The sequence below is a fragment of the Burkholderia sp. Nafp2/4-1b genome, assembly GCF_003635165.1.
Taxonomy (GTDB): domain Bacteria; phylum Pseudomonadota; class Gammaproteobacteria; order Burkholderiales; family Burkholderiaceae; genus Burkholderia.
On sequence record NZ_ML058612.1, the window covers coordinates 24,638 to 34,159 of the forward strand.

4 protein-coding genes and 2 pseudogenes are annotated in these 9,522 nt (G+C 58.4%); 3 read left to right on the forward strand and 3 right to left on the reverse strand.

The window, feature by feature from the left end; translation table 11 throughout:
• Positions 1–439 precede the first annotated feature (439 nt).
• A pseudogene (locus tag C7H84_RS22040) lies at positions 440–748 on the reverse strand (IS256 family transposase); the annotation flags it as partial.
• A gap of 106 nt (positions 749–854) precedes the next feature.
• Positions 855–2,252, reverse strand: a complete 1,398-nt coding sequence (locus C7H84_RS22045) for a replication initiation protein (RefSeq protein ID WP_121860781.1) — start codon at positions 2,250–2,252, stop codon at positions 855–857.
• Positions 2,253–3,061: 809 nt separating this feature from the next.
• Between C7H84_RS22045 and C7H84_RS22050 the strand changes: the two genes are divergently transcribed.
• Positions 3,062–4,270 carry an AAA family ATPase gene (locus C7H84_RS22050; protein WP_059669010.1) on the forward strand — a complete coding sequence of 403 codons (1,209 nt, stop codon included), beginning with the start codon at positions 3,062–3,064 and terminating at the stop codon, positions 4,268–4,270.
• Entirely contained in the window at positions 4,267–5,241 is a 975-nt protein-coding gene (locus C7H84_RS22055) for a ParB/RepB/Spo0J family partition protein (protein ID WP_121860782.1), read from the forward strand. The genes C7H84_RS22050 and C7H84_RS22055 overlap by 4 nt, the downstream gene beginning before the upstream one ends.
• A gap of 539 nt (positions 5,242–5,780) precedes the next feature.
• Here the strand turns inward: C7H84_RS22055 and C7H84_RS22060 are convergent.
• Complete coding sequence (locus C7H84_RS22060; protein WP_240462071.1) at positions 5,781–7,409, reverse strand: phage integrase family protein; 1,629 nt, start codon at positions 7,407–7,409, stop codon at positions 5,781–5,783.
• 1,574 nt (positions 7,410–8,983) lie between these two features.
• Here C7H84_RS22060 and C7H84_RS22065 point away from each other — a divergent pair.
• Positions 8,984–9,522 (forward strand): annotated as a pseudogene (locus C7H84_RS22065) (RNA-guided endonuclease TnpB family protein); the annotation flags it as partial.

Here is a 9,522-nt window from a genome sequence, read left to right on the forward strand (position 1 = left end):
TGTGGCCGAATCAGGCGACCCTTGCCTGCTCCCTTGGCATCTCAAAGAGCTACGTGTCGACGGCAATTCGAGCAGCGAGGTTGCCGGACGAAATTGTCGCGGCAGTCGGCGGAAAAGCGCGAGTTTCGTTTCGGACCGCGGCGATGCTTGAGGACGTGATTCGCGCTGTTGGCGCGAACGTAGCTTGCTTGCGCGCATCGATAATTGGTAATGGCCGCGGACTCGATATTGGCGATGTCGTATCGTCAATCTCAACAGGTCGCCCGCCATTGGTAGCCGGGCGGAAGCTCTCAATCAAAGTGAGTCGGACTGGAAAGTTCATCAAGATCGAGTCGCCCAATATCGAAAGGTTGATAGCCAACTTGCCGGCCATCGAAGCCCTTTTAGGGATGTATCTGTGATTCCAGCTTAGGGCAAGGACACCGGCGCAAAGACGAGACGTGCCTTCCCGGTCGCGCGGAAACTCGACGTCAAGCAGCTCATCTTCGGTCGCGATGCGCTTGCGCGCTGGTACCAGCTGGATGTTTCGCGCGGTCCACAGGCTTGGCGTCGCCCTTATCGTAGCCCAGGTCGGGGGGTGTTCGCCGCCAAGCGCGCGCTCGAAGATGGCCTTCTTGAGGGCCGCGAGCTGCTCGCTGATCGTCGCCCGATCCAGCGTTCCGGGCACGAGTTGCTTGATGAGTTCCTGGTCCCGGTTCAAGCCCTTGCCCAGTTCAATCGTCACTTCTTCCTTGCGTTTGCGTGGCATAAAGTGGCTCCGTGGCCATCAGTTTATGCCCCACACACAAAGTTCTGGATAGGCTCACTGAGTTCGTTTTCACTGGAACGGAGACTGGAACAATTGGAGCCAACCTCTATCCCGCTCGAGCCCGCGAGCCCGGCCCTTTCGCTTTCGTCTTGGTCTTATTGAAAACGAATCGTGCGAAGTCACCTACGAGGTCGACGTCCCCAAGTACCGTTGCTTCATCGACGACGTCAGGATTCAACTTCAAACGTCGCAACATGATCTTTCCGCCAGATGATGATAGGTATGTGCGCAGCCATTCATCCTTCTGCTTCTGCTCCGCTGCATCGTACTGCGCTCGGCCAGCGCGCGCCTCTTCTCGCATGCGTTCTTGTGCACTTGATTCTTGAGCGGCAGTGTTAAGCGCAGCAACGGACTGTGCCTTGACCTTATCGTCGAATTCACGCTGCTCCACCAGCGCAAGAGTCTGTTGGACAGTGATCATTTCCCGTTCAGCATCAGAGACAACCCATCCTTCCTTCAATGCCTTCATGAAGAAGCCGGCCGGACTCTTGGACACTTTCCCGAGCTTCAGACTAAATCGAGTTCGCTCGATCGCTTGATGTAGACGATCGTCGGTATAGGTTCCTCGATTTGCACCGATCTGATTCAGTTGGTCACTCGACAGCCCGAACTCTTGCTTCAAGACTCGATAGATCTCTTGGGCTTCCTCATACGTGTGAAGCACGCGTTCAGCAACGTCCTTCCGAGCGATCCGAAAGCGTAACCTTCCGATCTTTCGAGATCCTGGTTCGTTTCTTGTTTCGTACTCCAACGTAATATCGGAAAGCTCGTTAATCTGCTTGACGGCGGGCTCTAACCAATCGCGCTTGAAGTACTTGAAGACTAGAGCGTTGGCGCCCATTTCCCCCTGCCAACCCCGAAGTTCGTCTAGTGTCAGCCAATCGGTGCTCCCCTCATCAGCAAACGGAAGGAGATGGTCATACATGACCCGCGCGTAGCTTAGAGTGAACAGGGATGTGATCCGCAGGCTCAGCCAATGAGACTTGCCGGGACCTCGGATGATCGAAATCAGGTCAGTTGGGACACGAAACTGAAATCGCCCCCCTTGGAAAGAAACTCGTCCGATAAGCTGCACTGAGCCGAAGGGCTTATCACCGTCCGGAGTCGGCGCCGTGGTCGCTTGAATCAATGCCTTTTGCGCTTCCGTGATGACCTGCTCGAGATGGGCATTGTTACGACTTGAATACCGCATCAACCATTTAAAGTAATCCAGTTCAACGTCGTACAGGTCGTGAACACGATCTTCCTGAGCAACGATAAAGTACGCAGCATCGATTAGACGGCGCGCCGAGACCCCAAGGTCCACGATGCGGATAAGGATGTTCTTTCGCGCGAACCCAACATCGGAGCGTGCTGCGTCAACCGCTAGTCCTTCGGCAGTGGCATCTTCGAATAACGCCAACGCCAGTTGCCTCGACGTGGCAAGTTGCCCTACTTCGGCCATTCGGTTGTCGCTCCGTGTCGGTTGTGATGTTGGCCGGTAGGTTATGCGGGCTATAGTGACCTGTCAACACAGATCACCTCACCTTCCCTGCGAACTCGCCACAACATCCCTCACCTCAATCGATAATTCACCTCACCTTTCAGCCCAAACACCTCACCTTCCGCGCCTTTTTACCTCACCTTTGTGGGGAAATGATCACACCTCTCGTATCAATCCACAGCACCATCGGCACAATCCATCTCACCTTTCAGCGGTTAAGTATTTGATTTCAATAGGATCAGCTTCCCCTGTGGGTTGTTGGTTGGTTTATGTCTTAGATAAAAACAAGCCACAGCTGCGCTTAAGGTGTCTCGAAAAACAACGGCGATGCCGCACGAACCCTAGTGCTCCGCACCAAAAATACGACCGCCAGGCCGTTCAAGGAGGCGCTGTCCAGTGTCTAACTATCAAAACGGCGACCGTGCGGCGTCGTGAAAGGTGAGGTTTTTTGTGTAGCTCTGTCTGAAGGGATGGACAGCAGCATCCGGTGTCAATCTCAAGGTGAGGTGTTTTGTGCAGCCGCCGAGCGCGAGCTGCGCACGCGAACGCTTGCCGCCCGGCGGTCCGAAGGCGCACGGATGCGGCTCAGGTGGGCGCCAACACAGCGCGACGTAGTATCGCCGCTAGTTTTTTACCAACGCCCCTTTGATGCTTGAAGACGAATTCACTGGCCATCGTAGGATCTACCGCGTATTCTACGGTTTTGCGAGAATGCGCATCAAAACCGTAGAAATCTTCTCTTTCCGTTTATCGCGGAGGTTCTAGACACAATGAAATTAAGTGAGCTGCCCGAAATTGACCGACGTGTGAATCTTCCCAGGCTCGGCGAGTTTGCTGATCGACTGGCGGTGATGACGAACGAGCTGCGTGATCAAATTCTCGCACCGCGACCGCGAAAAACTGCGCCAGTCTTCACGACATCGGAACTTGCCGAACTTTGCGGAATCGATCGCGCGAAAGTCCACTATGAAGCGTCAAAGGAAGGCGGAACCTTACCGCCGGGCGTGGCCAATGGGACTGGGCGGACCCGGCTCTTCTCGCTCGCTGAGGTGCGAACGTGGGTTCAGCAGGTATCTGATATTTATCAAACACCCCTCGTAACAGGTACGCGTGATCATGAAGGGAAAGTGTTGACCATCGCAAACTTCAAGGGCGGCTCAACAAAGACGACGATGACCATGTGTATTGCACAAGGTTTGAGTCTTCGCGGTCGAAAGGTACTGGTGATCGATCTCGATCCTCAGGCATCTCTTTCGGAGCTCTGCGGCCTTTATGCAGAGAAAGATGTGACCGAAGACGATACCGTTCTTCCGTACATCTTTGACCAAAATGTCGAGGGGGGACTTGGAGCAGTAATTCAGTCAACCTATTGGGATGGGATCGATCTCATTCCAGCACATAACTTTCTGCACCACGCGGAATACTTTCTTCCCGCCATGCAGAAGTCGAAGCCGAACTATCAGTTCTGGTCTGTTCTTCGACAAGGTCTTGAGCCACTTCGAAAGCATTACGACTACATTGTGCTCGATACAGCACCGTCGCTGTCGTACATGACCTTGAATGGGTTGATGGCGGCGGACTCGATGGTGATGCCGCTGGTCCCAGAGAGTCTGGATTTCATTTCATCAGTGTCGTTCTGGTCGTTGTTCGCGGACGTTGCGCAGGGCTTTGCGGCGCACGAGGTCGAGAAGACATATGACTTCATTTCCGTTGTCCTTTCGAAGGTCGACTACGGTGTTACATCTTCGGCCCCCGTCGTACGGTCGTGGGCGCAGCGCGCTTATGGCGACTGGTTGCACACGACAGAGATTCCGGCCAGCTCGGTGATGAGTAACGGAGCTTTGGCATTCTCAACGGTGTTCGATCTCAGTCGGTCGGACAGCGTGGCCAAGACGGTTGCGAGAGTCCGACAACCTTTGATGGACTATTGCCGTTGGATTGACGATTCGTATGTGGAGGAATGGAGGAAAGGGAAATGAGCAGCATTCGCGAAAAAATGATGGCGAAGACCGCGGAGCTGCGTTCCGCGAAGGATATTGACCTGAGTCCGGACCGGAAGCCAACTGCTCCACGGACCGGGCCGGGAATGGCAAGCGCGCTTGCCACCGCACAGGATCGGATCGCCGAGCTAGAGAAGGCAGCCGCGGCGGCCGCGTCAACGGAGGTGCCGGTGGCGAATATTCGCCCGAATCCGTGGCAACCGCGTCGGGTGTTCAATGAGGCGAAGTTGAACGAGCTGGCCTCCAGCATTCGCGCGAGCGGCCTGATTCAACCGATCGTTGTCCGGCCGGTTTCAGACGGCTACGAGATCGTTGCAGGTGAGCGCCGGTGGCGCGCTCACAGACTTATTGGGAAGGAGTCAATCAGGGTCGTCCAGGTCGAGATTTCGGATCAAGACATGGCAATGTTGGCGCTGGCCGAGAATATCGTTCGTGATGGCCTGAGCGACTATGAAATTTCGTTGTCGATTCGGCAGACGGAGAAGGAGTTTCCGAACCGGACCCAGATGGCCTCCGCACTCGGTATGGCACGGTCGGACCTCTATCGTCTCTTGTCGTTTGCCGACCTCCCAGAATTCATCATTAAGGATCTCGACCTTCAACCGAACCTTCTTGGCGCGACGGCAGCGGAGACCGTCGTATCAGTTCTGAAGAAGCATGGTGATGTCGCTGTCGCAGCCGCAAAGACCCACTGGCCTGACGTCGTTTCCGGAGAGTTGGATCAGTCTAAGTTCGGGCGGAATTTAAAGCAAGCGGTAGAGAGTGGCAGCAAGCCGGCTTCGGTACGTGATCGGAACATCGAGAAGATTTTTGCCGGCAAGAATCAGGCAGGATCCGTTACCAAAGATTCCAGTGGCTTTACCGTGAAGATCAGGCCCGGGATGCTAGATGCTCAGCAGGAGGAGCGGATTCGAAGTTTGCTTGCAGAGCTATTCGGTACGGCAAACTAACCCCCAGTACAGAAACCCGCCAAGTGCGGGTTTTTTCGCCCCCATCTTTTTGAGCGCGATCGCTGAGTCTGGCGTCTGTCCCAAGTTGGGACAGACGCGATGGATTCCGCGATCCGCCCGGTGTGTCCCAACTTGGGACAGGACGCGCCAGAGCAACATTGGTGATCGAACTCTATCGGCGAACGCCAGAACCGCTTGTGCCCCGGCCTTATATACTGAGATTGCGCTAGGCGCCCACAAATGGCGCGTGGCCGACGAACGTCTCGAAGGCGCAGACTGTCGGGGAGATCGAGAGCGGCCAGTGCGAATGGTCGGGGGTTATCTGGGACTTCGTAACGCTTGCCAGGTGATCTAGGACTTAATCTGGAGAAGTTATTGGCCTGCGAGACCGCGTCGTCGTCGGATTTTCTACCGCGCCACACATGGTCACCCAACCGCGTGGCTCTCGGTACTTGGTCACCTTCGTTGGTTACGCAAGCGTCCCTCGCCAGAAACTAGGCGCGTGTTCAACCCACAGCCATGTCACGGTGCCAATAACCTTAGTCCCTCACCCGCCTGAGGAAGGTCTCGGCCTCCCGGTATTGGCGGCCAAGCTCCGCAGTCGCGTAGATCGATGTGGTGTCGAGCGAATCGTGACCGGCAAAGTTCCGCGCACTCACGAGACTCATCCCATTCGCGAGCGCATGCGACACGAATGTGTGTCGCAGCCAGTGCGGGCTGGCTGCGCTGAAGGCGAGCGCGTGCGGTGAATCCTCGCGCAGCGCGTCGGCAGTCGCCATCGCGAAAAACTGCTTGATCGCCTTGTAGATCTGCACCGGATGGTTCGGCCCGGCTTGCCGCGCGCGCGCCGCGAGTTCAGGCGCCGGATCGGATTTGCTTGCCTTCGCCGCGCGCCGGATTTTGCCGATCTCAGCATTCGACAGCAGCGCCGGGATCAATGGGGTGGCGGGCGGGCAGGCGAGGGGATCGCGCGGCAGGCCGCGCGATTCAAGGTGGTCGCCCATCAAGTCCAGCACCGCCGGCACCAGCGGCACGAAGCGTTCCTTCGCACGCTTGCCAACCACGCGCAGCAACCGGATCGTGCCCAGATCGAGGCCGGCGTAGCGCTCCTGCACGTCATCCGTGAATGCCCCGCACACCTCGGCGCGCCGCAGCCCGGTGCTGTACGCAAAGCTCAGCACGAAGCGCATGCATGTCGCCGCGGCCGTGTCCGGCATTGCGTCGAGGACGCGCATCGCGAAGCGCCAGGCGTCGGAGGTCAAGCCGCGCTCGATCTGCAGACGAGATTTCGCGGCCACGCGCCGCTCGTTGCCGGCGGCGTCGTGCGTCGATCCGGTGAACACGCGCACCTTCGCGAACGCGTTGTGATCCAGGTACTGCGCATCGACCAGCACGCCGAAAAACTTCTTGAGCGCGGACAGGGCGTCCTGCCGGCTCTTGACCGATAGCGGCCCGCGGAACGGCCGCCAGCCCAGATCGCCGCGATGCGCGGTGCCCGTCATGACCCATTGGCTGGCCGGCTGCGGATCGATCAGGAAGCCGTTGATGTAGTCGCGCGCATCATCGGTGTCGAGGCTCGATAGCGCCTTGCGCTTCACGAAGATCGCCCAGAGCAGCAGCCGCTCGGCTTCGGTGCGGTAGCGCCGGCGCGTATGCGGGTTCTCGTAGTCGGCGAGCCAGAAATCGATTGCCTCGCGGTCGTTGTTGCCGCGGCTGTTGTTCCTGACGAGATTGCGGTGTGTGCCATGCGAACCGTCCAGCTCGGGCGGCAGCAAGAAGCGCTCGAGCGGCACGATCGCGGTGACGGGACCGGCTGCGGCCAGCGGCGGGCCCGCCAGCGTGCGCTCGGACGGGTGAATTTGCACGCCGGTGGCCAGCTGCAGGCCGGCGACCACCCCGTAGTGCGCCGGCCACGCGGTGATGCGGCGCGCGCCGACTTCGCCCAGACGTGGCACGCGTCGGTACCAGCGGTAGCCGACCGCGTTGATCGTCTCGACCAGCTTGCCGATCGTGGTGAGGCCGACGTCGGCGAGACGCAACGCGACGGCGGTATCGAACCAGCCGAGCACGTGGTACTCGGGACGGCGGATCCTCGGCCACCGGGCGCGCGAGTGTGTCCAGCGCCACCGTCTGCCGGGCGCGCAGGGGGTGCGCTGCTGCCGACGCAAGGCCGCGCCGGTATCGGCGCCGGCGTGCCGGGCGGCGAACAGGTCGAGCAGTTCCTTCGCTGTATAGAAGCCGTCCGAATCGTGCTCGGCGGCGAAATCCTCCAGCGGCGGCGCGGCGCGCGCCGGTCGGATCGCGAGCAGCCGGGTGGTCGCGAATCTTTCCGCTTGCGTGCCGCCACGACGAACGATGTGACCAGCAAGCTACGCGTCGAGGTGGCCGTGCGAGCGTTGCGGCCGAACTCAAGGTACTGATCCGCCAGATCGAAGTGAAAGCGGAAGCACTGACCGAGGGCCACCCCATGTCTCGCCATAGAGGCGCAGCGATTTTTCCTTCGGCTTGGTTGGCGGCGAAAGTCGGAAATTACGCAGACAAGCGGATTGTGCCGCAAGCTGCGCGTATCGAAGTAGCCGACCGCCTCGGTAGCGGCCGGCATGAAGCGCACGAAGCATTGCGCCGAGACTCTAGCGACCAAGTGCAACAAGTGACTGTTCACGAGTTGGCGCGAGCGCCGCGTTGGGTGATGGCGTACGTGAAGGTGCCGCTCCGAGCGGCGCGAGTCCGTGCTTTGGGCGAAGGTGAGTACGACGCGAATGCAAGGCTGCTGTACTTGGCTCGCCGAGCTCTTTCTGAGGCACCAGCGCGTTCGTTGCGATCCGGAGACCTTCCGATAATCCTATTCAATAAGGTCGGATAACGCAACTAACCGTCTCGTCTGCGTGTCCACGCTTTGCGCCTATACCCGCACAAGACAACGTTCGCAGACTGTTGGCCCGATGGGGCGGGGCGAATATCGTGCGCGTGGGCTCTATTGGAAGATGACGTGCGTCCGCACCTCAGCTCGTGAGCCTGCGGAGTATCGGGCGGAGCATGGTCCGTCAGTTACTGCTCAGTTGGTGGGAGGTCTATCAAACACTCTTCCACAGGCGTCGGTTGAAGGGAAAGTTGGAGCACTTTCAGATGGCCAGTGGTTGGCGAGGCGAGCGTTCACATTGGTGCCGTCACAACTTTCGCTACTGTTGGCCGCGAAGCGAAAGTCAGAAATACCGATTGCCGGAAGAGGAAGTGGGAAATGTCACGAACCACGAGCTTCGACCGGCAGCGGTCCCGTGAAACACAGGAGATGAATTGTCACAATGCCGGAATTCAACTCCAGCAAGGGATTGCGGCGATTTGAAGGGTCCTTTCCTCTGTTGTTTCACGACGTGGCGGCCGCGCCTACAAAAGATGCTCTCGTGAGAGGCCCGTGTAGATTTTCATCGCCACGAAGGCGATGAGATGTATCAAACGATACGTATTTTGTAGTGGTGATAATCGCGCAATCGCGCGCACGTTCGACCGTGACGCGGTTAGAGCAGGATCGCCGGGTCCGTTCGTATTTCAAACATGGTTATTGGGCAAAACCGGAACCTTAGCGATAATCGCACCGCGTTTCGTGCGAGCGGTCAACAGCAGCCGTCCATACAGCGCACACCGATATGATTCGTCAGTTGCTCCTTTCCTCCCCGTCCTTCCGGACGGGGAGGAAAGGAGCGCCGTTGTTTGACAGCGGCATTCCAACGTTAAAATGGCCGGCATGATCCTTGTCTATCGCTACCGTGTGAAATCGCTCAACGGACTGCTTAACAAGCAGAGCCGTGCGGTGAACTACGTGTGGAACTTCTGCAACGACACGCAGAAGCACGCGCTCACGTGGGGCAAGAAGTGGCCTACAGGATTCGACCTGAACGTGCTGACGACCGGCAGCAGCAAGGAACTCGGTATTCACTCCGGCACGGTCAACGCGACGTGCGAGCAATACGCGAAGTCGCGCAGCCAGCACCGTCGCCCGTACCTGCGTTATCGCGGCAGGAAGTCGCTCGGCTGGGTGCCGCTGAAGGGCCGAGACCTGAAGCGCGAAGGCGATGCGTTTCGCTTTTCCGGCAATACCTTTCGCGTGTTCAACAGCCGGGCGCTTCCCGAAGGCAAGATCAAGGACGGCACCAACTTTGCGCAGGATGCACGCGGCAACTGGTTCCTCAACATCGTGATCGAGATGCCCGATGTTCTGGCCCGCCCAATCCGTTCCGGCGTCGGCATCGATCTCGGCCTGAAAGACTTCGCCACACTTTCGAC

Bases quoted from the DNA above. Each gene is read 5' to 3' on its own strand.
- C7H84_RS22045 (WP_121860781.1), bottom strand. From the start codon at position 2,252: ATGGCCGAAGTAGGGCAACTTGCCACGTCGAGGCAACTGGCGTTGGCG.
- C7H84_RS22050 (WP_059669010.1), top strand. From the start codon at position 3,062: ATGAAATTAAGTGAGCTGCCCGAAATTGACCGACGTGTGAATCTTCCC.
- C7H84_RS22055 (WP_121860782.1), top strand. From the start codon at position 4,267: ATGAGCAGCATTCGCGAAAAAATGATGGCGAAGACCGCGGAGCTGCGT.